Origin of the sequence: Vibrio sp. TRT 21S02 (assembly GCF_050113675.1) — a bacterium.
In the GTDB taxonomy this organism is placed as follows: domain Bacteria; phylum Pseudomonadota; class Gammaproteobacteria; order Enterobacterales; family Vibrionaceae; genus Vibrio.
The window spans coordinates 68664-91652 of the sequence record NZ_JBNJOI010000007.1 but is presented as its reverse complement, the minus strand read 5'-3'; the positions used below and the strand labels follow the sequence as shown (position 1 = coordinate 91652).

At 45.0% G+C, this 22989-nt stretch carries 16 protein-coding genes; 8 read left to right on the top strand and 8 right to left on the bottom strand.

Annotation, left to right across the window (positions count from 1 at the left end):
* Positions 1 to 7 precede the first annotated feature (7 nt).
* The 4 genes from mukF to ACQEXU_RS11445 all read left to right on the top strand — a co-directional run bounded on the left by mukF (position 8) and on the right by ACQEXU_RS11445 (position 7606).
* Positions 8 to 1345, top strand: coding sequence for a chromosome partition protein MukF (mukF, locus tag ACQEXU_RS11460; protein ID WP_367988613.1), 1338 nt, complete (start codon positions 8 to 10; stop codon positions 1343 to 1345).
* Positions 1326 to 2048, top strand: coding sequence for a chromosome partition protein MukE (gene mukE, locus ACQEXU_RS11455; RefSeq protein ID WP_367988614.1), 723 nt, complete (start codon positions 1326 to 1328; stop codon positions 2046 to 2048). Before mukF ends, mukE begins: the two co-directional genes overlap by 20 nt.
* The gene (gene mukB, locus ACQEXU_RS11450; protein ID WP_427010917.1) at positions 2045 to 6520 is read left to right on the top strand and encodes a chromosome partition protein MukB; all 4476 of its coding nucleotides are present in this window, start codon (positions 2045 to 2047) and stop codon (positions 6518 to 6520) included. The genes mukE and mukB overlap by 4 nt, the downstream gene beginning before the upstream one ends.
* A gap of 222 nt (positions 6521 to 6742) precedes the next feature.
* Complete coding sequence (locus tag ACQEXU_RS11445) at positions 6743 to 7606, top strand: Imm49 family immunity protein (RefSeq protein WP_427010916.1); 864 nt, start codon at positions 6743 to 6745, stop codon at positions 7604 to 7606.
* A gap of 75 nt (positions 7607 to 7681) precedes the next feature.
* On the opposite strand, the gene ACQEXU_RS11440 is transcribed toward ACQEXU_RS11445, so the two are convergent.
* The 6 genes from ACQEXU_RS11440 to ACQEXU_RS11415 form a co-directional block, all read right to left on the bottom strand.
* Positions 7682 to 8650: an alpha-L-glutamate ligase-like protein gene (locus ACQEXU_RS11440; protein WP_367988618.1), complete on the bottom strand. Its 969-nt coding sequence runs from the start codon at positions 8648 to 8650 to the stop codon at positions 7682 to 7684.
* 3 nt (positions 8651 to 8653) lie between these two features.
* Positions 8654 to 10159, bottom strand: coding sequence for an inactive transglutaminase family protein (locus tag ACQEXU_RS11435; protein ID WP_367988619.1), 1506 nt, complete (start codon positions 10157 to 10159; stop codon positions 8654 to 8656).
* Positions 10160 to 10168: 9 nt separating this feature from the next.
* On the bottom strand, positions 10169 to 10915 hold the full coding sequence (locus ACQEXU_RS11430; protein ID WP_367988620.1) for an ATP-dependent zinc protease family protein: 747 nt from the start codon (positions 10913 to 10915) through the stop codon (positions 10169 to 10171).
* 221 nt (positions 10916 to 11136) lie between these two features.
* Positions 11137 to 12123 carry a tRNA 5-methoxyuridine(34)/uridine 5-oxyacetic acid(34) synthase CmoB gene (gene cmoB / locus ACQEXU_RS11425; protein ID WP_427010915.1) on the bottom strand — a complete coding sequence of 329 codons (987 nt, stop codon included), beginning with the start codon at positions 12121 to 12123 and terminating at the stop codon, positions 11137 to 11139.
* 67 nt (positions 12124 to 12190) lie between these two features.
* Complete coding sequence (gene cmoA, locus ACQEXU_RS11420) at positions 12191 to 12928, bottom strand: carboxy-S-adenosyl-L-methionine synthase CmoA (RefSeq protein WP_367988622.1); 738 nt, start codon at positions 12926 to 12928, stop codon at positions 12191 to 12193.
* A gap of 90 nt (positions 12929 to 13018) precedes the next feature.
* Positions 13019 to 13852, bottom strand: coding sequence for a DUF72 domain-containing protein (locus ACQEXU_RS11415; RefSeq protein ID WP_427010987.1), 834 nt, complete (start codon positions 13850 to 13852; stop codon positions 13019 to 13021).
* 309 nt (positions 13853 to 14161) lie between these two features.
* Between ACQEXU_RS11415 and aspS the strand changes: the two genes are divergently transcribed.
* The gene (gene aspS / locus ACQEXU_RS11410; RefSeq protein WP_427010914.1) at positions 14162 to 15940 is read left to right on the top strand and encodes an aspartate--tRNA ligase; all 1779 of its coding nucleotides are present in this window, start codon (positions 14162 to 14164) and stop codon (positions 15938 to 15940) included.
* 257 nt (positions 15941 to 16197) lie between these two features.
* Here aspS and ACQEXU_RS11405 read toward each other — a convergent pair whose 3' ends face one another.
* Entirely contained in the window at positions 16198 to 16890 is a 693-nt protein-coding gene (locus ACQEXU_RS11405) for a pseudouridine synthase (protein WP_427010913.1), read from the bottom strand.
* A gap of 306 nt (positions 16891 to 17196) precedes the next feature.
* Here ACQEXU_RS11405 and ACQEXU_RS11400 point away from each other — a divergent pair, with 306 nt between their 5' ends.
* Positions 17197 to 19419 (top strand): NADP-dependent isocitrate dehydrogenase, encoded by a 2223-nt coding sequence (locus tag ACQEXU_RS11400; protein WP_427010912.1) that lies wholly within the window; start codon positions 17197 to 17199, stop codon positions 19417 to 19419.
* 70 nt (positions 19420 to 19489) lie between these two features.
* On the opposite strand, the gene cspD is transcribed toward ACQEXU_RS11400, so the two are convergent.
* On the bottom strand, positions 19490 to 19711 hold the full coding sequence (cspD, locus tag ACQEXU_RS11395) for a cold shock domain-containing protein CspD (RefSeq protein ID WP_367988626.1): 222 nt from the start codon (positions 19709 to 19711) through the stop codon (positions 19490 to 19492).
* A gap of 469 nt (positions 19712 to 20180) precedes the next feature.
* On the opposite strand from cspD, the gene clpS reads away from it, so the two are divergent.
* Together clpS and clpA are read left to right on the top strand one after the other, a co-directional pair.
* Positions 20181 to 20501 carry an ATP-dependent Clp protease adapter ClpS gene (gene clpS / locus ACQEXU_RS11390; protein ID WP_367988627.1) on the top strand — a complete coding sequence of 107 codons (321 nt, stop codon included), beginning with the start codon at positions 20181 to 20183 and terminating at the stop codon, positions 20499 to 20501.
* Between the two features lie 42 nt (positions 20502 to 20543).
* Positions 20544 to 22814 carry an ATP-dependent Clp protease ATP-binding subunit ClpA gene (gene clpA, locus ACQEXU_RS11385; RefSeq protein WP_367988628.1) on the top strand — a complete coding sequence of 757 codons (2271 nt, stop codon included), beginning with the start codon at positions 20544 to 20546 and terminating at the stop codon, positions 22812 to 22814.
* Positions 22815 to 22989 lie beyond the last annotated feature (175 nt).

The window sequence follows — 22989 nt, the reverse complement described above, 5'->3', positions numbered from 1 at the left end:
AATAACAATGAGTGAGATGACTCAAAACGCTGCTGAACAACCCATCGATGAATTAGTTGGCTGGGTTAAACAGCATGACTTCTCATTGAGCCTAACCACTGAACGGCTGGCATTTCTAATTGCCATTGCTGTTTTGAGCAACGAAAGGTTTGATGAGGAGCTGGGTGAAGGGGAGTTACACGACGCCTTTACCATTGTCACTCGACTATTTGAGGACACCGGGGAAGCTTCTGCATTTCGTGCGAATAACGCCATTAACGAAATGGTGAAACAACGTCTTATCAGTCGCTTCACCAGTGAAGTGACCGATGGTGCGAGTATCTATCGATTGTCACCGCTGGCAATTGGGATTACTGATTACTATGTGCGCCATCGTGAGTTTTCAAAACTCAAGCTGTCGATTCAGTTGTCAATGGTGGCAGATGAAATGGCGAAAGCCATTGAAGCCGCACAAAAAGGTGGCACACCGGGGCATTGGAAGAAAAACGTTTATGGCGTACTAAAGTATTCTGTTGGTGAGATCTTTGATCAAATTGACCTTAACCAACGCGTCATGGATGAGCAACAGCGCTCAGTTAAAGAGCAAATTGCAGAACTGCTAAATAAAGACTGGCGCGATGCCATCAACAACTGTGAAGCACTGCTAACCGAAACGTCCACGACACTACGTGAACTGCAAGATACGCTTCAAGCAGCAGGAGATGAACTACAAACTCAAATCCTAGACATACAGGAAATTGTATACGGTGATGATGAGTTAGAGTTCATTGAAGAAACCCTGTTTGGCTTGCAGATGAAGCTCGACAGAATCACCAGTTGGGGTCAACAAGCGATTGATTTGTGGATTGGTTACGACCGCCACGTGCATAAGTTTATCCGTACTGCAATTGATATGGATAAAAATCGCGCGTTCAGCTCTCGTTTGCGTCAGTCTGTCAAAGACTACTTCGATATGCCTTGGTATCTGACTTACGCAGATGCTGAACGTCTCACCGATCTCCGTGATGAAGCTCTTGTGCTTCGTGACGACGAAGTGACGGGCCATATTCCTCTTGAAGTTGAATATGAAGAGTTCCAACAGGTCAATGATGAGTTGTCAGAACGTATTGGCGATATGCTGCGTGTTCATAAAGAGCAGGGCACGCCAATCGATCTTGGTCTGGTATTGCGTGATTATCTTGCGCAGCACCCACGCACTCATCACTTCGATTTAGCACGTATCGTGATTGATCAAGCGGTTCGACTGGGTTACTCCGAGTCAGATTACAACGCTATCCAGCCAGATTGGCAGGCGATCAACGAATATGGTGCAAAGGTACAAGCAAATGTCATCGACCGATACTAATGAATACATGTCAGAGAATCTGGCAAAAGCAATTTCAAACCCTCTTTTCCCTGCACTGGACAGTATGCTGCGTGCTGGGCGTCATATCTCAAGTGAAGATCTCGATAACCATGCGTTATTGTCTGATTTTGAGGTTGAACTGGCGTCTTTTTATCAGCGATACAACACGGAGCTAGTCAAAGCGCCAGAAGGTTTCTTCTATTTGCGCCCCCGTTCTACATCGTTGATTGGCCGCAGTGTTTTATCCGAACTGGATATGCTGGTGGGTAAAGTTCTGTGTTTCCTTTACTTAAGCCCAGAACGTTTGGCTCATGAGGGGATCTTTACCAACCAAGAACTGTACGAAGAGCTTTTGGCTCTGGCGGATGAAAAGAAACTGATGAAGCTGGTGACTAACCGTGCAACAGGCTCTGATCTCGACAAAGAAAAACTGTTTGAAAAAGTACGTACGTCTCTTAGACGTCTGCGCCGTCTGGGTATGATCATCAATATTGGTGAAACAGGTAAATTTAGCATCAGTGAGTCAGTGTTCCGTTTTGGTGCTGATGTACGCGTTGGTGATGACATGCGTGAAGCTCAGCTTCGTCTGATCCGTGACGGTGAAGCAGTGGTGCACACGAAAGAGCCAAGTCAAGGTAGCCTGCTATCTGAAGACGATGAGAACAATGACAACGAGCAAGCAGAATTAGAGGGTGAAGCATGATTGAAAGAGGTAAATATCAATCGCTGACCATGGTCAACTGGAACGGCTTCTTTGCTCGTACTTTTGATATTGATGAATTAGTTACCACACTCTCTGGTGGTAACGGCGCGGGTAAATCGACCACGATGGCGGCATTTATTACGGCGCTGATCCCAGACCAAACCTTACTTCACTTCCGTAACACAACGGAAGCGGGCAGTAGCCAATCATCTCGAGACAAAGGTCTATACGGTAAGCTTCAACCGGGGGCGTGTTATGCCTCTTTGGATGTGGTGAACTCACGCAAACAGCGTTTGTTATTCGCGGTTAAGCTGCAACAGGTAGCGGGTCGAGATAAAAAAGTCGACATCAAACCTTTCGTGATTCAAGGACTACCGAGCCATGTTAAGCCGACCGATGTACTCATTGAGAATGTCTCAGACACCCAAGCGCGCGTTCGTCAGATCAACGAAGTGAAAGATGCCGTTGCGCAATATGAAGGTGTGCAGTTTAAGGCATTTAGCTCGATTGTTGATTACCACGCGCAAATGTTTGAGCTCGGAGTGATCCCTAAGAAGCTGCGTAATTCCAGCGACCGTTCTAAGTTCTACCGTCTTATTGAAGCTTCCCTTTATGGTGGTATTTCTAGCGCGATCACGCGTTCACTCCGAGACTACTTATTGCCACAAAATGGCGGGGTGAAGAAAGCATTTCAAGATATGGAATCTGCGCTGCGTGAAAACCGCATGACACTGGAAGCGATCAAAACCACACAGGCTGACCGCGATCTATTCAAACACCTGATCACGGAATCCACCAACTATGTTGCGGCAGACTATATGCGTCATGCTAATGATCGTCGTAACAAGTTAGAGCAAACACTGGCTCTTCGTGGTGAGCTATTTGGTTCGCGTGAGACCTTGGTTGAGCAAAATAATCTGCTTAACCGGGTACAAGAAGAACTCGAGTTGCTGATTGAGTCGGAAGCGGCACTAGAGCAAGATTACCAATCTGCATCTGACCACCTTCAATTGGTGCAAAATGCGCTGCGTCAGCAAGAAAAAATTGCCCGTTATCAGGAAGATCTTGAAGAGCTCAATGAGCGCCTTGAAGAGCAGATGATGGTAGTCGAAGAAGCGAAAGAACGCGTCATGGTGGCGGAAGAGCAATCCACAGTTGCGGAAGAAGAAGTGGATAGCCTGAAAACGCAACTTGCCGATTATCAGCAAGCGCTAGACGTACAACAAACGCGAGCACTGCAATACCAACAAGCCGTTCAGGCGCTAGAAAAAGCGAAGCAATTACTAGGTAAAGAGAACCTCACGGCAGAGGCTGCGCAAGCATTGGTGTCTGATCTAAAAAATCAGGAAACAGAGAACACCAATAAGCTCCTTGCAGTGAAACATAAGCTTGATATGTCTTCAGCGGCGGCTCAACAGTTCGATACAGCACTTAAACTGGTGAAGAGCATTGTTGGTGATATTGAACGCAAAGAGGCCTCAAGCCACGCTCAGTCTGCGATTTTGAAGGCGCGTGATGCAAATCAAGTGGTGCAAAATGAGCAGCAATGGCGTGCCCAACACCGTGATGTTGAGCGTAGCCTGAATCAACAGCGTTTGGCAAAAGAGTCAGCCGCTGCGTACCAAAAGCAATTTCAGATTGAATTGAACGATGAAGTGACGTTTGAACAAGAACGTGAACGTCATGCGATGCAAATTGAATCGCTTGAAATTGCGCAAGAAGAGCTGCGTGAACAACGCAGTGAGCAACGTCGCCTAGAGCAAGATGCAAGAGCCGAAATCAATAAGCTTGAAGCAATTGCGCCAACATGGATTGCCGCCAATGACGCACTAGAAGCGTTAAAAGAACAAAGTGGTGCGGACCTGTATGACAGCCAAGCAGTCATGTCACAGATGCAAGTGGTGTTAGAGCAAGAGAAAGAGCAATCTCTTGCGAAAGACAAGCTTGCCGAGCGCCGTACTCATTTAGAGGGCGAAATTGAACGTCTGGCTTCACCGGGGGGTTCAAATGATCCGCGCCTTAAAGGGTTAGCCGATACGTTAGGTGGTGTACTGCTGTCTGAAATTTATGACGACATTACCATCGACGACGCGCCATATTTCAGTGCGATGTACGGCCCAGCGCGTCATGCGATTGTGGTTTCAGACTTATCTGGCATTGAAGAGAAACTGGTTGAGCTAGACGACTGTCCAGATGATCTCTACATCATTGAAGGTGATATTGATGCCTTTGATGACAGCTCATTCGACGCAGAAGAGTTGGAAGGGGCGGTTTGTGTTCGCATGAACGATCGCCAAATGCGTTATTCACGCTTCCCGGAGATCCCACTATTTGGCCGTGCAGCACGTGAGCAGCGTCTTGAGTTGTTACGTAATGAGCGTGAAAAAGTGGTTGAGGAACATGCGAAAGCCGCATTTGACTCTCAAAAACTTCAGCGTTTGTATCAAGCGTTCAACAGTTTTGTGGCGAAACACATTCAGGTTGCGTTTGAAGCTCACCCAGAAAAAGCATTGCAAACGTTACGTGATAAGCGCAACCAGCTTTCTCGTACCTTGGCTGACTTGGATGCAAAAGAGCAGCAACAACGCAGCCAACTGCTTAATAGCAAACAGGCGCTTTCTGCACTCGATAAACTGGCGTCAAGCATTAATCTGATTGAAGATGATTCATTACAAGCGCGCTTTGATGAGCTGGAAGAGAAAATTAACCAGTTGTCAGAAGCCAAAGTGTTCTTAACCAGTCACGGCAAAGCGATTGCAGAGCTTGAGAAAATCGCCTCTGCTTTAGAAGCGGACCCAGAGCAGTTCGATGCGCTAGAAGCCGAATACAAAGCGGCTGATATCAACTTACAAGAGTTGAAGAAACAAATTTTTGCGCTTTCTGACTTGGTGGAACGCCGTCATTATTTTGCGTATTCAGATTCTGTTGATTTGCTTAACCAAAGCAGCGAACTCAGTGAGCAGTTGAAAGCGAAGTTGGTGGAAGCAGAACGTATGCGAACTCGTACGCGTGACGAGCTGAAGCAAGCACAAAGCCAGATGAACCAATACAATCAGGTGCTAGCATCATTGAAGAGTTCTCATCAGGCGAAACTTGAAACCGTTCAGGAGTTCAAGCAAGAGCTGCAAGAATTTGGTGTGACAGCGGATGAAGGCGCACAAGAGCGTGCAATTCGTCGCCGCGATGAGCTGCATGAGCGCTTACATACGTCTCGAGGACGTAAGAGCGAATACGAACGCACTATTACCTCCACCGAGCTCGAAATGAAAGGCGTGGCGAAACGTCTGAAAAAAGTACAAAAAGAGTACATTGAACTGCGTACATTCGTTGTCGCTGCCAAAGCTGGCTGGTGTTCAGTACTTCGCCTTGCGCGCGAAAACGATGTTGAGCGTCGCCTGCATAAACGTGAACTAGCGTACATGTCGGCGGGTGAGCTACGTTCTATGTCGGATAAATCATTAGGTGCATTGCGTCTAGCTGTGGCTGACAATGATGACCTGCGCGATGCACTTCGTTTGTCTGAAGATAATGCACATCCGGAGCGTAAAGTTCTGTTCTATATTGCGGTTTATCAGCACCTTCGCGAACGTATCCGTCAGGATATTATTCGCACCGATGATCCGGTCGAAGCGATTGAAGAGATGGAAGTTGAGCTGGCACGTTTGACGGAAGAGTTAACTCAGCGTGAAAATCGCTTAGCAATCAGCTCTGAATCTGTGGCGAGCATCATCAAGAAAACCATCCAACGTGAGCAAAACCGTATCCGAATGCTGAACCAAGGCTTGTCGAACATTGCCTTTGGTCAGGTGAAAGGTGTGCGTTTGAATGTGAAAGTACGTGAAAGCCACGAAGTACTGCTGAATGGCTTAGCAACTCAACAAGAACAGCACAAAGACTTGTTTGAATCAGCGCGTTATACCTTCTCTGAAGCGATGGCCAAGCTATTTCAACGTGTGAACCCACATATTGACATGGGTCAGCGTTCGCCTCAGGTATTGGGTGAAGAACTGCTAGATTACCGTAATTACCTTGAGCTAAGTATTGAAGTTAACCGTGGTTCTGATGGTTGGCTGCAAGCGGAGTCTGGCGCACTGTCTACTGGTGAAGCGATTGGTACCGGTCAGTCAATCCTGTTGATGGTAGTTCAAAGCTGGGAAGAAGAATCTCGTCGCTTGCGCAGCAAAGACATTGTTCCGTGTCGTTTACTGTTCCTTGATGAGGCGGCACGTCTGGATGCGAAGTCGATCTCAACCCTGTTTGAGCTGTGTGATCGTCTGGACATGCAATTGCTGATTGCTGCACCAGAAAACATCAGCCCAGAGAAGGGCACCACCTACAAATTGGTTCGTAAGGTCTTTAAAGACCATGAACACGTTCACGTGGTGGGGTTACGTGGCTTTGGTCAGGAAGAAAAGCCCGCCTTTTCATCAGGACAAGAGGATCCAGAACAAGAACTGGCTGAAGAGTTGTAAGCTGCGTTTACATTGAGATAGTGAAATGAATCCCCGACATTGGCTCGGGGATTTTTTTATCCTCAATAAACCCGCTAGTCCCTCTTGATATCAGGTATATTTTTGTAAATTGATGGGTGTTATAAATTTATCAATCAACCGTTTACCTTATTAATCACAGCTTGTAGTGTAGCCTTATCGCGCCAACTAAGATGTATTGCATGCAGTATTGAGGACATTTATTTGAATCGAGGAAATAAAACCGTAGCTACGCATATTAAGAACCTAGAAGGAAAAAAGAGACTGTATGAGGTAACACTATCGAGTTATTACAAAGTAAGTCAGTATTTCTTAAATGATGTAACTGGAGATTTCTATAACTTCGAGTCTAGCTATGAAGCGCACTTCAAACTGCTGTGTATCGGCCACCACTTACCTTCAGTGTCGCGGGATGCTGTTTATCAGCACCTGCAAAAGGCGCAAGAATATGCTTTGCTCCGGTATAGAGAGTTAACTGCACCTAAGGATGAAACAATTCATTATCACTACCAAGGGCGTGACTTTTATATCCAAGGGAAAGGTAAAGAAATAAACGTTATTGATGGAGCAAACTGGATTGAGTTAGTCTTTTTAACCATTGTTTCCGGGCGATATCAGGATCTGAATTTCCTAATGGAGATGTTGGCAAAAGAGCAGGTTGAGTTTTTAAGTGAGCAATCTTACTTGATGAATCAACTTTATTTGCATTGCTTAGGGTTGATGAAGCACGAGAATATTGAACAGCTTATTGAAGACCTGATGACTCAGATTAACTTGAACAAACAGTCATCAAGAGAAAAAGCGCACGCGCTATGTGGCATCACAATTACTTTGGGCTTTTTTGATGTGATGAAAGCGATTCATAACCAAGATGAAATGGTTTTTCGAGCAGCGACGAAACGCGCTCTAGAGATGCATAAAGAGTGGTGGACTCACAGTGAAGATTTCAGCAACAACCCGAGTGGTTATATCGCCTTTCCGTTATTAACTGCCACCAAGTACGCCAAAGAAAAGTATGGCTATTCGCTAGACTTTGAGTCTGATTATTTACCTATTGCTCTTATTTAAATCTGTGTTTACTTGAGCAAAAAAAAATCCCTCGACTAAATCGAGGGATTTTTATTTGAGAGCTGAAATGAGTGACTAAAAATCGGGCGTGGAGCCGAATTGTTTCATGGCGTAAGCCACGCGTTCATGCGCTTTGGGGTATTCAGCCGGAGTACCAAGGTTTTCAATATGGTGCAGCCTTGGTAGCAAACCTGCGCCATTTGCTATCTGAATGGCTAAACCGGGACGTGCATTCAGTTCAAGCACCATTGGCCCTTCTTCTTTATCCAGCACCATATCCGTACCCATATAGCCAAGACCTGTCATTTCCCACGCACTCGCTGCGAGCGTTAACAGGCGTTCCCAGTGTGGGACTTGAAGGGTGGATAAATCTTTATCGGTATCGGGGTGATTCGCGATCGGTTGGTCAAATTGCACGGCACGAATAGCTCGACCAGTGGCGATGTCAATACCAACGCCAACGGCGCCTTGGTGCAAGTTCGCCTTACCATCAGAGGCAGAAGTCGAGCAACGCATCATTGCCATCACTGGGTAGCCTTTAAATACGATAATACGTACATCAGGCACCCCTTCATAACTGAAACCTTCAAAGCAATCATCGAATTTGATCAGGTTTTCGACCACGGCGACGTCATTTTTACCACCAAGAGAGAACAGGCCAGCCAATGCGTTACTGATATGGCGTTCAACGTCTTCTTGGTTAATGGTCGAGCCAGATGGTTTGGTATAGACGCCATCTTTATGAGAGGTAATGACTAAGATGCCTTTACCACCACTGCCTTGAGCGGGCTTAATAACAAAGCCCGGCCAGTTTTTCACCATGTTGTGAATGCTTTTTACTTCAGCTTGGTTATGAATTACACCAATCAGTTTTGGCACCGTACAACCAGCTTGTTCTGCAATGATTTTGGTTTTTAACTTATCGTCCACCAATGGGTACTTTGAGCGATCATTGTATCGACCAATGTAACTGTGGTTACGTTGGTTCATACCCATGATGCCTTTTCGACGCAACTTAAACGGGGAGGTGAAGTTCGAAAACATCAATTAATCCTCCGCAAGTGGTTTAAAGCGGCGAAGCTCGGTTAAACGGTAACCTGTGTATGTACCAAGCAGCAAAATGCCAGCTAGCACAATCAGTTGAAGACCGATAAAGTTAAATGTTAGGTGCTGCACGTATGGGTTTGTCATTGCAAGATAAACCAACACAGAGGTAAGCAATGAACCACCACCTTGAAGCACCACTTCTTTGGCACCTTCTTCTTCCCACAAAATCGACATACGTTCAATAGTCCAAGACAAGATGATCATCGGGAAGAAGGTAATAGAAAGCCCTTCAGTCAGGCCAATCTTAAAGGCTACAACGGTAAACACGGAAATGATCATGATCACGGTGATGATGACCGCTGAAATCCGGGCAACCAGCAGTAAGTTAAGCCTTGATAAGTAACTTCGGATGATTAAACCTGTGCCGACAATTAGCAAGAAGCCAACAATGCCTGTCACCAATTGTGTTTGTACAAATGCAACCGCGATCAACACTGGCATAAAGGTACCAGAGGTTTTTAGGCCGATAATGACACGCAGGAAAACCACGATAAGTGCGCCAATTGGGATCAGCATGATGGTCTTAAACATCGCTTGCTCTTCAAGTGGCAAGCTATGGATTGAAAGGTTAAGCAGACCATCAGCTTCGACTTTGTCGTTGGTTGCTTGCTGAGCCGAAACTTGCTGTGCAATCATTGAGAAGTGCACTTGGCTGTTTTGGCCGCCAACAACATCAAGTAGTGAGATGTTGGATTCATCCCAGACTAAGATATTCGGCTGAACAGATTGATTGGTGCTTTCAGGATTGAATAGCTTCCACTCTTTTCCATCCCAAACTTGGTTCATTTGTTGGATGCTTTGGCGGCGACGGCCATCTTCCAACTCAACAACACCGGCAATTTTGCTTGGAATTTGAGCGTAAGCGAGGATTTTATCGACCGCTTCAACCTTGCTCATCTTATTTAAAATAAGTGCGGCATTTTGGCTTTCATTGTCGTTAATAATTTTAACCAGTTCACGGGTGAAGGTGATGTCGTCGGCTGAGCGTTGGTTTGCACGCTCAATAACGGCAACAACGGCAGCTTCAACTGGGCCTTCAAACGTTGGTTTTGCTATTTCTTCACTTGGGGGAATAGGGTCCACTTTCGCTTGCGGGTCAACCAAGAACTGAGCTTTGTAGTAAATGGTTTGTGGGCCCATGGCAGAGCGGATTGACCACTCAGCACGTCGGCCTGCATCGCTGTCTACGTAAGAAACGCCGTAACCCGGAGAAGAGGAAGACTCACTAATCAGTGTGTAACCTGTTTGGGTATGAGGCGCGGCTAAAGAGGCTTTAATTGGCTTACCTTGGCCATAAAATTCGACTCGAGCTTCAATATCCCAGATCTGGCGAGCCTCGCCTGGAGTCCATGGCACACCATAATTTTGGTGGCGGAACATACTCAATGCAATACCTGCCACAATCAGCAGGATCACTGAGATGTAAAAGGGTACTTTTGACGTCATAAAGTTACCTTATTTTTTCTTATTGTTTCCCGTGAAAATGTACTGGCGACTTACGTCTACCACAGCGATGTCACGGATGAACTCGCGCCCCAGCAATACTGGGTGGCTCATTTGAGAACGGTCAGCTAGTGTAAACTGTGCTTTCTCGTGGATTTTGCCAACTTTAACCCACAATTCGACCACAGCACGACGCTCAGAATCGTCGTTTGTTGATTGACGGATTTTCACGTAACGCTGCACCGGAGCTTCAATCCAGTTATCGTCACCAGCCACATTTTGCTCATCAGACAAATGGAAACGGACCCAGTTTTTGCCGTTACGTTCAAATTCTTCGATATCAACAGCATTGAGAGAAGAGGTTGCCGCACCGGTATCCACACGTGCATCAAATGTTTGGTTGATTGAGTCGATAGTCACTTTCTCTATCGAGCCAAGTACAACTTCATGAGAGGGTTGAGGAGGTGTTGGGACAGGTGCAGGTAAAATGACCGGCTTTCTCTCTTTTTTGATCTCGGTAATTGCTTCTTTCTTGAATGAAAGCAATTCACCGTTAAGAGATTTAATTTGACCTTCAAGGCTTTCAATGTAGCCAGACTGACTGCTTAGCTGAAGTTCTAGACTAGAGATTTTATTGGTCAGATTGGTTTCAGAAGCTTGGATAGCTGCTAACGTTTCTTGGTGATATTGTTCGCTGTTTGTTAGAGTACATCCGGAAAGTACAGCGAGCGCGACTACTGGTGACAATCTTTTAAGCATTGAAAAACCTGAAAATGGTTAAATTATTTTAATTTTGGGAGTTTAGCTTATCCAATCTCACACTCCAAGCAACCAGATGACTATGGTTCTTAAGTCGTGAGGATTGGCAAATAAACGTAAAAAATTAAGGACGCAAGACGCATCCTTAATACAACAGTATAAGGGTAATGATTTGACGTGTCAGAAGGGTTAACTCTTTGTCAAATTAGCAAGACACCGTCTTAATTTTGTTTCTTTATCGGTTTTTTAGCGACAAGAACAGCGCGGCGAGGTGCTGGGTGTCCTTCAACGGTTTTGCTTGGGTCATTTTGGTCGAGATAATCGGGTAGTGAATTATGCGTCATCCACTCAGTAGTGCGTTGTTCTCCTACGGTGGTGACGTTCTCGTCTACAATACGAACGTCTTCAAAACCAACTTGTTCAAGCCACACTTTTAACGCTTTTGCCGATGGGAAAAAGTAAACGTTGCGCATTTGCGCGTAGCGATCAACCGGAACCAGTACAGAGGTTTCATCCCCTTCAATAACCAGAGTCTCTAGTATCAGTTCACCACCCTCAACCAGCTGGTCTTTCAGTTGGATCAAATGATCAAGCGGTGAGCGACGGTGATAGAGCACACCCATGCTGAATACGGTGTCAAAAGCTTCCAACTTAGGCAGTTGTTCAATCCCAAGTGGCAATAAGTGGGCACGTTGATCATCCCCCATCATTTTTCTGATGGCTTCAAACTGGATAAGGAACAGGTGAGAAGGGTCGATACCGACACAAAGGCGAGCGCCTTCACCGAGCATGCGCCACATGTGGTAGCCGTTGCCACAGCCCACATCGAGCACACTGCGATTCTTTAATGGTGAAATGTGAGGAAGTACGCGATCCCATTTCCAGTCACTGCGCCACTCAGTATCAATGTGGATACCATGCACCGTGTATGGCCCTTTACGCCAAGGGTGGAACGTACGCAATAGGTTTTCCAGCTTCTTCAGCTCGCCGGTATGAAACGGGGTGTCATTGGCAATGGTGACCGAGTTTTTGAGATCAACTTGATCGGGCGCACCTTGTGGGATCTTATTCAGAGCCTTAACCCAACGGTCAAAATCACCATGTTCGGCATTCTGCCAATCTGTCAGCTGTTGTGGCAAGGTGTTAAGCCAAGGTTGAAGACGAGTATCTTGAGCGATCAACTGATAAAAATTAGCAAAATTAAACATACTGAGTGAGTCACTGTAATTTAAATAGAAAATAAGAAGCCGTTATAGGGTGCGTAAGTGATAAGTACTATTTTATGGCGAACATTGAACCAAAGTTAAAGCATTGGAACCAAACATCAAAGCTGCTGAAGCCAATTTGAGCAAAGCGTTCTTTGTGCTCTTTTTTGGAGTTTGGACGCATGACATTTTCAATTGCACTGCGTTTTTGGCTGATCTCCAGTTCGCTGTAGCCGTTAGCGCGTTTAAAGTCGTGGTGAAGATCTATCAGTAGCTCATTGGAAACCTGATCTTCAAAGACGTACTTTTCAGACAAAATTAAAATCCCGCCCGGACGCAAACCCGCATAAATTTTTTCTAATAAAGAATAACGGTCTTCTGGCGACAAAAATTGCAGGGTGAAATTCAACACCACAACGGAAGCATTTTCGATGTTGATATCACGGATATCGGCTTCAACAACATCAACTGGTGTATCACTACGATAGGCGTTGACGTGTAGTTTACAACGTTCAACCATAGCGGACGAGTTATCAACGGCAATGATTTGGCAGCCTTCTTGTTGAATATGACGGCGCATAGATAGCGTGGCGGCACCCAACGAACAACCTAGGTCATAGATATTGCTGTGCGGCTTCACAAAGCGTTCTGCCAGCATACCAATGGCTGAGATGATATTGCTGTAGCCCGGCACCGAACGTTGGATCATGTCTGGAAAAACTTCCGCAACACGTTCATCAAACGTGAAGTCGCCGATCTTATCGATCGGAGCAGAAAAAATAGTATCCGGATTGCTCTTTGGGTTCATAACAACATCTCTTGATTGCGCTGAGCATTAAAAAAGGCGCGTATTTTATGAGATCTTGGCGCGCCTGTCATTATTGAGCTGCTGATTGAATTAAAACATCTGTATTTGTGGATTGCCATCTTGACATGGAAAGGGTGCTAAATCGGGCAAAGTGATACGTTGGCTGAGTTTGTTGTATAGCGAAGTAGCGAGCTCTGGAGCTTCCACATTGTCCGGCGTATGTATCATGACATACGGCTGTTTACCTTGTGCAATCCAAGTGGGAAGTTTATTTAACCAAGGTTCAAAAAACGGCAAGTTTTCCGCAAGTTCTGGGTGGCCAATAAAACGAATCATGGGGTGAGTGGCGGTTGAAATTGCATGAACGAGCACGCGTGGCTTTTTTTGTTGCGCGTCTATGATCACGTCATTGATAGGCTTTGCCGCGAAAACTGGACGGCTGTCCATAATGATGCGGTCGATACCATGTTCCAGTAACCACTGGTTTAACGCTTTCTCTTCTTCCCCCTTGTTAAAGAAGGCGAGGTTTCGAACTTCAACCCCCAATGGGAAACTGGAAGGGAATTGCTGACAAAACTTTTTTAGTTGTTCTAGGTGCTCGGGGCCAAATGTGGCTGGTAGCTGGATGGTCCATTGACCAACACGATCATGAATAGGCTCCATGACGGCCATGAAATCTCGCAGCATGTCTCCCACACCTTTTAGCATATGCTGGTGGGTAATGGCACTAGGGAGTTTAAAGGTAAAGCGGAATTCATCTGATGTAGCCGCTCGCCAATTGTTGACGGTACTTAAAGAAGGGGTGGCATAGAAGGTGGTATTTCCTTCAACAGTATGAAAAACCTGAGCGTATTTAGCTAAGCGCTCCGCTGGTTTGGTGCCGCTGCCATAAAAGCTTTGTTGCCATCCTGAATGAGACCACATAGTGAGCCCAAGCCGCAAAGGTAAAGTCATGGAAAATTCGCTTACTAGATACTGATGTTAGCTACTGTACGAGACTTTTGAATAAATGCCCAAATTAACGCTATAATCAGCGCCAATTTTTTCGGTTAGATGTGGTTTTGCTCATTTGTTGTGCTAAAAAACGTCTATCCCAGATAAAAGGCAATAAATTGTATTCTGAATAGTCGATCTCGGACGACTTTCAGCGTATAAATGGATCTTTGCTCTGTCGCCAGCCAGACTAGGCGGCGGAAAGTAATCAACAAATTTTAAGAGATTGGGAAATTCATTATGCGTACCCATTACTGTGGTCACCTGAACAAGTCCCTTGCAGGACAAACTGTAGAACTTTGCGGCTGGGTTAACCGTCGCCGTGATTTAGGCGGTCTTATTTTTATCGATATGCGAGATCGTGAAGGCGTTGTTCAGGTAGTTGTCGATCCAGATATGGCAGATGCGTATGAAGTGGCAAATACACTTCGTAATGAATTCTGTATCAAACTTACGGGTGAAGTTCGCGTTCGTCCAGATAGCCAAGTCAACAAAGACATGGCGACGGGTGAAGTTGAGATCATCGCGAAAGGCCTTGAAATCATCAACCGCAGTGATGTTCTACCGCTAGACTTCAACCAAAAGAACTCTGAAGAGCAGCGCCTGAAGTACCGTTACCTAGACCTACGTCGCCCTGAAATGAGCGACCGCATCAAACTACGTGCTAAAGCGTCTAGCTTCGTTCGTCGTTTCCTAGATGACAACGGCTTCCTAGATATCGAAACGCCAGTACTGACTAAAGCGACGCCAGAAGGCGCACGTGACTACCTAGTACCAAGCCGCGTTCACAAAGGCAGCTTCTATGCGCTTCCTCAGTCTCCACAGCTATTCAAACAGCTGCTAATGATGTCTGGTTTTGACCGTTACTACCAAATCGTTAAGTGTTTCCGTGATGAAGACTTGCGTGCTGACCGTCAACCAGAATTTACTCAGATCGATATCGAAACGTCATTCATGACGGCTGACCAAGTTCGTGCAACCACTGAGAAAATGGTTCGTGATATGTGGCAAGAGCTACTAAACGTAGACCTAGGTGAATTCCCAGTAATGCCATTCTCTGAAGCGATGCGTCGTTTCGGTAGCGATAAACCAGACCTACGTAACCCACTAGAGCTAGTAGACGTTGCAGACCTAGTGAAAGATGTTGAATTCAAAGTATTCTCTGGTCCAGCAAACGACGAGAAAGGTCGCGTAGCAGTAATCCGTGTACCGGGCGGTGCTTCACTAACTCGTAAACAAATTGATGGTTACGGTGAATTTGTAGGCATCTACGGTGCGAAAGGTCTAGCATGGATGAAGGTTAACGACCGTGCAGCAGGCATGGAAGGTATCCAATCTCCAGTGGCTAAGTTCCTAAACGAAGATGTGATCAACGGTATTCTTGACCGCACTCAAGCAGAATCTGGCGACATCATTCTATTTGGTGCTGACAAAGCAAACACCGTATCTGAAGCTCTAGGTGCACTTCGTCTGAAACTAGGTATCGATCTAGAATTAACAAACGAGTCTGCATGGGCACCGCTATGGGTTGTTGACTTCCCAATGTTTGAAGAAGACGACGAAGGCAATCTACACGCGATGCACCACCCATTCACATCACCTCTGGGTGTGACAGCAGAAGAGCTAAAAGCGAACCCATCGGCTGCGAACTCAAACGCATACGACATGGTTCTAAACGGCTACGAAGTGGGCGGTGGTTCTGTACGTATCCACAATGCAGAAATGCAAGCTGCGGTATTTGATATCTTAGGTATTGATGCCGAGGAGCAGCAGCTTAAATTTGGCTTCCTGTTGGATGCTCTGAAATTTGGTACGCCTCCTCACGCAGGCCTAGCATTCGGTCTTGACCGTCTGGTAATGCTACTTTGTGGTACTGAAAACATCCGTGACGTTATCGCATTCCCGAAAACAACGGCTGCTTCTTGTCTGCTAACAGATGCACCAAGCCTAGCTAACCCAGCTGCGCTTGAAGAGCTAGCGATTGCTGTTAAAGCCGCAGAGAAGAAAGACGAAGAGTAATCTACTCTTCATACTTGAAGTTGCAGCGTTGTTAACTGCGTAAGTTCACCCTAATTACATAGAACTCCTATGCGCATAGGGATGAACTTACTTGTTGCCTAGCTGAAACTCCAATTATTTTGAGTATATGATTTCTCTGAATAGCAAAAGCCGCTTCAAATGAAGCGGCTTTTTTGTATTTGGAGGTTCAAACTGTATACGTCATTTCGTAGAGAGGGGCTGGTGCAAGCAAGGAATTTCGGTCGATGTTTGACGATCTAAAACTCAATTTCTTTCCATTCGCCTGGCTGTAAATTGCCTAACGTCACATCACCCATCGAATAGCGGATTAAACGCAGAGTAGGGAAGCCAATGTTCGCTGTCATGCGACGAACTTGACGGTTACGCCCCTCAATAATGGTGATGGCTAGCCATGTTGTTGGAATATTGGCTCGAAAGCGCACTGGAGGGTTACGCTCCCAAACATTGGGTTCAGGCATTACTTCCACTTTTGCCGGGAGCGTCATGCCATCTTTCAGTTCGACCCCTTTACGCAGTTTATCAAGATCTGCTTCCGTTGGCGCACCATCGACTTGTACCCAGTAAGTTTTTGGAGACTTAGATTTCGGTTGTGTTAAGCGAGCCTGCAAAATGCCATCATTGGTTAATACCATCAGTCCTTCGCTATCACGATCAAGGCGGCCGGCAGCATAAACATCTTTCACTGGAATGAAGTCCGCCAGTGTTTTTCGACCTTCGCCATCGGTAAATTGACTTAACGTATCGTAGGGCTTATTGAAGACTATAACTTTACGCTCTTCAGGTGATAGACGAGGCTTCTCGTTCGTTGGTTTACGACGCTGTCGAGATGAATGATTTTTGCTTGTATTGTTGGGTTTCGTTCGTTTAAAACCCGATTGATTAGGTTTAGAACTTCGGCGAGAAGACTCACGTTGTGAGCGTGGGGACATGTTAACTACCTTGCAAAAATGTAAACGAAGTGTTTGTCTAAGTTTTCTGAACACACAATTTGAGCTATGATTTGCGCGCCCAAAAACAGGTTTAAGACACAAGATGATAGACTATTCTCATCATTTTGTTTAATTATAAGCACTCAAGGAATAAGGATATGGCACGCTCAACGCTTTATCCCGATAATTTTAAAGAGTGACAAAATCGCAAACAAGCTTTGAGGGGATGATACACCATCTTGTTAGCGGACATTCACACAGGGCCAGTCATCCAATAGGGCACTGTTAGAACAATAGGGAAATTTCATGCCTACAGAAAAACCTACAATTATTTATACCATCACTGATGAAGCACCTGCGCTAGCTACTTACTCTCTACTGCCGATTATTCAATCATTTACAGCTTCATCGGGTATCAACGTCGATACACGTGATATTTCGCTAGCGGGGCGTATTATTGCAAACTTCCCTGAGCATTTGACGGAAGAACAACGCATCGGTGATGCACTTGCTGAATTGGGCGAGCTAGCGAAAACTCCAGAAGCAAACATCATTAAGCTGCCAAACATCTCAGCTTCGATTCCTCAACTGAAAGCTGCAATCAAAGAACTACAAGACAAAGGTTACAATCTACCTAACTACCCAGAAGAACCAAGCACGTACGAAGAAGAAGCGATCAAAGCAACGTACGACAAAATTAAAGGTAGTGCAGTAAACCCAGTACTGCGTGAAGGTAACTCTGACCGTCGTGCGCCTCTATCTGTAAAGAATTATGCGAAGAAAAATCCACATTCAATGGGCGCATGGTCTGCAGATTCTAAATCTCACGTTTCTAGCATGTCTGGTAACGATTTCTTTGGTAGCGAAAAATCGCATACAGTTGCAGGCGCAACCGACGTTAAGATTGAATTCGTTGCAGCTGATGGTGCTGTGAAAGAGCTGAAAGCAGCTTTCCCACTGCAGGACAAAGAAATCATCGATTGTTCAGTCATGAACAAGAAAGCGTTGGTTGAGTTCTTTGAAGCGCAAATCGCTGAAGCGAAAGAGCAAGACGTTCTGCTTTCATTGCACATGAAAGCAACCATGATGAAAGTGTCTGACCCAGTGATCTTTGGTCACGCGGTTAAGGTTTACTACAAAGACGTATTCGCGAAATACGGTGATGTATTTGACAAGCTAGGCGTAGACGTAAACAACGGTATCGGCGATGTTTACGCGAAGATCCAATCACTGCCTGCAGCTCAGAAAAAAGAAATCGAAGCGGCTCTACAAGCGGTTTACGAAACTCAGCCTCCTCTAGCGATGGTTGATTCAGATCGTGGTATCACGAACCTACACGTACCAAGTGACATCATCGTTGATGCATCTATGCCAGCGATGCTGCGTTCATCTGGTCAAATGTGGGGCCCAGATGGCAAACAGAAAGATACTAAAGCGATGATCCCGGATCGTAGCTACGCAGGTATCTACCAAGCGGTTATCGACTTCTGTAAAGAAAACGGTGCGTTCGATCCAACCACAATGGGTAGCGTGCCAAACGTTGGCCTAATGGCTCAGAAAGCAGAAGAGTATGGTTCACACGATAAGACATTCATTCTAGATGCTACGGGCACAGTACGTGTTGTTGATGCTTCTGGTGTTGTTCTACTTGAGCAATCAGTAGAAGAGGGTGACATCTTCCGTATGTGTCAGGTGAAAGATGCGCCAATCCAAGATTGGGTTAAGCTTGCAGTAACACGCGCTCGTGCAACAGGTGTTCCAGCAGTCTTCTGGCTAGATGAGAACCGTGCACACGATGCTCAGCTAATCAAGAAAGTAAATGCATACCTTCCACAACACGATACTTCTGGTCTAGAGATCAAGATCCTAGCGCCACTTGAAGCGTGTCAGTTCTCGCTAGCGCGTATAAAAGATGGTCAAGACACTATCTCAGTAACAGGTAACGTACTTCGTGACTACCTAACTGATTTGTTCCCAATCCTAGAACTTGGTACTTCTGCGAAGATGCTTTCTATCGTTCCACTAATGAACGGTGGTGGTCTATTTGAAACAGGTGCTGGTGGCTCTGCACCTAAGCACGTTCAGCAGGTAGAGAAAGAAAACCACCTTCGTTGGGACTCTCTTGGTGAATTCCTTGCACTTGCAGCCTCTTTGGAACACTTAAGTACAATTACAGGTAATGCGAAAGCACAAGTTCTTGCTGATGCGTTGGATAAAGCTACTGGTGAATTCCTAGACAACAATAAGTCACCTTCGCGTAAAGTTGGCGAGCTAGATAACCGTGGTAGCCACTTCTACCTAGCGACTTACTGGGCTCAAGCTCTAGCAACTCAAACAAAGGATGCGGAACTCGCGGCTGAGTTTGCTCCTGTGGCAAAAGCACTAGCAGAAAACGAAGACAAAATTGTTGCCGAGTTAAATGACGCTCAAGGTGTTCCTGGTGTTCTTGGTGGTTACTACACACCTGAATTCGACAAAGCATCACCATTGATGCGCCCAAGTGCGACACTCAATAGCATCATCGATTAATAAAGTGATAAAAATGAAACCCGCCGAAAGGCGGGTTTTTTATGGAATAATTAACCAGTTTTGGCAGCGATTATTTTGCAACTTGGCTTTCGACCGGAGTTACAGAGCTTGCGTGGTAACCTTTTGGTCCTTCTTCCACTTCGAACGTTACTTGTTGGCCAGCTTTCAGAGTACGGTATCCATCCATTTTGATGGTTGAGTAGTGTGCAAATACATCTCCATCTTCACCCTCTGGGCAGATAAAACCAAATCCCTTGGCATTGTTAAACCATTTCACTGTACCTGTAGCCATGCTATACATCCCTCATGCATTTTGTTACTGATGTTGTTAACCCTCAACTCACGTCATAATGTAAGCTGTAAATAGTGAATTTCCATTCAGCCGCTGCCAAATTTTCAGTCACTATTTGACCAATTTAGTCAATGATTGAGCGCAGTCAATAGGCAAGACGTATAATATCCTACATATTTGCAAACAAATCACTTTTGAGATTTACATTTTTTCAACAAAAATCAGTATGTTTCACTATTAATCATCATTGATATGAGTGGGTTGTGGTGTCTTTTTAATCAATTAGATAGCACATATGCCACAATAGAAATCTTTTATTTGCAGCGATACAATTGCTGCATTAGTCTCTAAGTATGGGTGTTTTTTTACTAAACCGTTTTTTGTTCTTATTACGAGTGAAATCTACATTTTTGCTTTGGTGAAGTGGTAAAATTAGTGAAGAAACTCTCTAAACGTTTTAAATGGAACAATGAGTAATAATTTTGAATGGGTAACTCCAGACTCGGATTTGCTGGAGGCAGAGAAGACCAAAGTTAAGCCGCCATCGATGTATAACGTGGTGCTTAATAATGATGACTACACACCAATGGACTTTGTTATTGAAATCCTTGAGCGCTTTTTTTCAATGGATATCGATCAGGCGACACAGGTAATGCTCAAGGTACATTATGAAGGTAAAGCAATTTGTGGCACGTTTACTGCAGAAGTTGCTGAGACTAAAGTGGCACAGGTCACTATGTATTCAAGGGAAAATGAGCACCCACTGCTTTGTACGATGGAGCAAGCCTAACGCTAAATTCTATCGGCAGAGCCGTTCCATAAGGAGGTACTTATGCTAAATAAAGAACTAGAATCGAGTTTGAATGGGGCATTTGCCCGAGCTCGAGACAAACGACACGAGTTTATGACCGTCGAGCACCTCCTGCTAGCATTGCTTGAAAACGATGCTGCCAGAGAAGCGTTGTTAGCTTGTCAGGCTGATATTGACGGCTTACGCGCTGAACTTGATGTATTTATCGACCAAACAACGCCTTTAATCCCCGAAAACGATGAGACTCGTGAAACCCAACCAACATTGAGTTTTCAACGAGTGTTACAACGCGCCGTATTCCATGTTCAGTCTTCAGGGCGCAGTGAAGTAACTGGTGCAAATGTACTAGTTGCCATCTTCAGTGAACAAGAATCTCACGCAGCGTATCTTCTTAAAAAGAACGATATTAGCCGTTTAGATATCGTCAATTTTATATCACATGGCATAACAAAAGCGTCAAGCTCCGGTGACGATTCTTCGTCATCTGATTCATTTAGCAGCGATAGCGTTGAAGAAACTAACTCGGAAGAGCGCTTAGAAAGTTTCGCAACAAACTTAAACCAATTAGCTAAGCAAGGGCAGATTGATCCGTTGATTGGCCGTGAAAAAGAGCTTGAGCGAACAATCCAAGTACTATGCCGCCGTCGTAAAAACAATCCACTTCTTGTTGGTGAAGCGGGGGTAGGTAAAACTGCGATTGCAGAAGGTCTTGCTTGGAGAATTGTTGAAGGTCAAGTACCTGAAATTATCAAAGACAGTGTGATTTATTCTCTTGATATAGGTTCACTGCTTGCGGGTACTAAATATCGTGGAGATTTCGAGAAGCGTTTCAAAGCTATTTTGAAACAGCTAGAGAAAGAAGACGACGCAATCCTATTTATTGATGAAATTCATACTATCATCGGTGCTGGTGCTGCTTCTGGTGGGCAGGTGGATGCAGCAAACTTAATTAAACCGTTACTAAGTAGTGGTAAGTTGCGTTGTATTGGTTCAACCACCTATCAAGAATACAGCAATATTTTTGACAAAGAGCGAGCACTTTCTCGCCGCTTCCAAAAAATTGATGTTGTAGAGCCGTCGTTAGATGATACGACTAAAATTTTGATCGGTCTTAAGCCGAAATACGAAGCTCACCACGAAGTCCGTTACACCAATAAAGCACTTCGAGCCGCAGTGGAGCTTTCAGCGAAATACATCAATGAACGTCATCTACCTGATAAGGCAATCGACGTTATTGATGAAGCTGGGGCGCGCAGTCGTCTTGCTCCGGCAAGTCGCCGTAAGAAAACAGTAGGTGTGGGTGACATTGAAGCAATGGTCGCGAAAATGGCTCGCATTCCTGAAAAGTCAGTTTCTTCATCAGATAAAGAGATTCTTCAAAATCTTGATGAGAAGATGAAAATGCTGGTATTTGGTCAAGATGATGCGATTGATGTATTGAGCGAAGCGATCAAACTGACTCGTGCTGGGTTAGGTGCAGACAACAAACCTGTTGGTTCTTTCTTGTTTGCAGGCCCAACAGGGGTAGGTAAAACCGAAGTCACAGTTCAACTGTCGAAGTTGATGGGTATAGAGCTACTTCGCTTTGATATGTCTGAGTATGGTGAACGCCACTCAGTGAGCCGTTTAATCGGTGCTCCTCCAGGTTACGTTGGGTATGATCAAGGTGGTTTGCTAACTGACGCGGTTATCAAGCATCCTCATTCAGTTGTCCTATTGGATGAGATTGAGAAAGCACATCCTGATATCTTCAATTTGTTACTGCAAGTAATGGACAATGGTACGCTTACTGATAACAACGGACGTAAAGCCGATTTCCGTAATGTTATCTTAGTAATGACAACCAACGCTGGTGTTCAGATGACTGAGAAGAAATCAATCGGTCTGATCCAGCAAGATCACAGTCATGATGCGATGTCGGAAATTAAGAAGGTGTTTACACCTGAGTTTCGTAACCGTCTTGATAACATCATCTGGTTCAATAGTCTTGATGAGCATGTTATCCATCAGGTTGTCGATAAATTCATTGTTGAGCTTCAGGCCCAATTGGACTCTCGAGGCGTATCATTGGAAGTCTCGGATGATGCGCGCCATTGGCTAGCTGTGAAAGGCTATGATAAAGCGATGGGTGCTCGCCCTATGGGACGAGTTATCCAAGAGCAATTGAAGAAACCATTAGCGAACGAATTGTTGTTTGGTTCATTAGTTGATGGCGGGACTGTAAAAGTTGCTCTTAAAGGCGATGAGTTGCAGTTTGAATACCTTAATGAAGAAGAAGCTGTAGTACACTAATTCTGAAAGATAAGTAAGAACCTAAATGCCGTTCACATTAAGTGAACGGCATTTTTATTAGGCAATAGCGAAAGAGTCATCGTTGGTTATGCTGGAAAGTACTGACCAACAATCGCATTGGTTTAGAATTTGTTATGATTTTTAAGGATAGTATGTTTAAGTACTTCACATATTA

Excerpts from the sequence above, each read along its gene's own strand:
- ACQEXU_RS11400 (WP_427010912.1), top strand. The coding sequence starts at position 17,197 with ATGCCTACAGAAAAACCTACAATTATTTATACCATCACTGATGAAGCA.
- aspS (WP_427010914.1), top strand. The coding sequence starts at position 14,162 with ATGCGTACCCATTACTGTGGTCACCTGAACAAGTCCCTTGCAGGACAA.
- ACQEXU_RS11435 (WP_367988619.1), bottom strand. The coding sequence starts at position 10,159 with ATGACGTCAAAAGTACCCTTTTACATCTCAGTGATCCTGCTGATTGTG.
- mukE (WP_367988614.1), top strand. The coding sequence starts at position 1,326 with ATGTCATCGACCGATACTAATGAATACATGTCAGAGAATCTGGCAAAA.
- ACQEXU_RS11405 (WP_427010913.1), bottom strand. The coding sequence starts at position 16,890 with ATGTCCCCACGCTCACAACGTGAGTCTTCTCGCCGAAGTTCTAAACCT.
- ACQEXU_RS11440 (WP_367988618.1), bottom strand. The coding sequence starts at position 8,650 with ATGTTTTCGAACTTCACCTCCCCGTTTAAGTTGCGTCGAAAAGGCATC.
- ACQEXU_RS11415 (WP_427010987.1), bottom strand. The coding sequence starts at position 13,852 with ATGTGGTCTCATTCAGGATGGCAACAAAGCTTTTATGGCAGCGGCACC.
- clpA (WP_367988628.1), top strand. The coding sequence starts at position 20,544 with ATGCTAAATAAAGAACTAGAATCGAGTTTGAATGGGGCATTTGCCCGA.
- clpS (WP_367988627.1), top strand. The coding sequence starts at position 20,181 with ATGAGTAATAATTTTGAATGGGTAACTCCAGACTCGGATTTGCTGGAG.
- cspD (WP_367988626.1), bottom strand. The coding sequence starts at position 19,711 with ATGGCTACAGGTACAGTGAAATGGTTTAACAATGCCAAGGGATTTGGT.
- cmoB (WP_427010915.1), bottom strand. The coding sequence starts at position 12,123 with ATGTTTAATTTTGCTAATTTTTATCAGTTGATCGCTCAAGATACTCGT.
- mukB (WP_427010917.1), top strand. The coding sequence starts at position 2,045 with ATGATTGAAAGAGGTAAATATCAATCGCTGACCATGGTCAACTGGAAC.
- ACQEXU_RS11430 (WP_367988620.1), bottom strand. The coding sequence starts at position 10,915 with ATGCTTAAAAGATTGTCACCAGTAGTCGCGCTCGCTGTACTTTCCGGA.
- mukF (WP_367988613.1), top strand. The coding sequence starts at position 8 with ATGAGTGAGATGACTCAAAACGCTGCTGAACAACCCATCGATGAATTA.
- cmoA (WP_367988622.1), bottom strand. The coding sequence starts at position 12,928 with ATGAACCCAAAGAGCAATCCGGATACTATTTTTTCTGCTCCGATCGAT.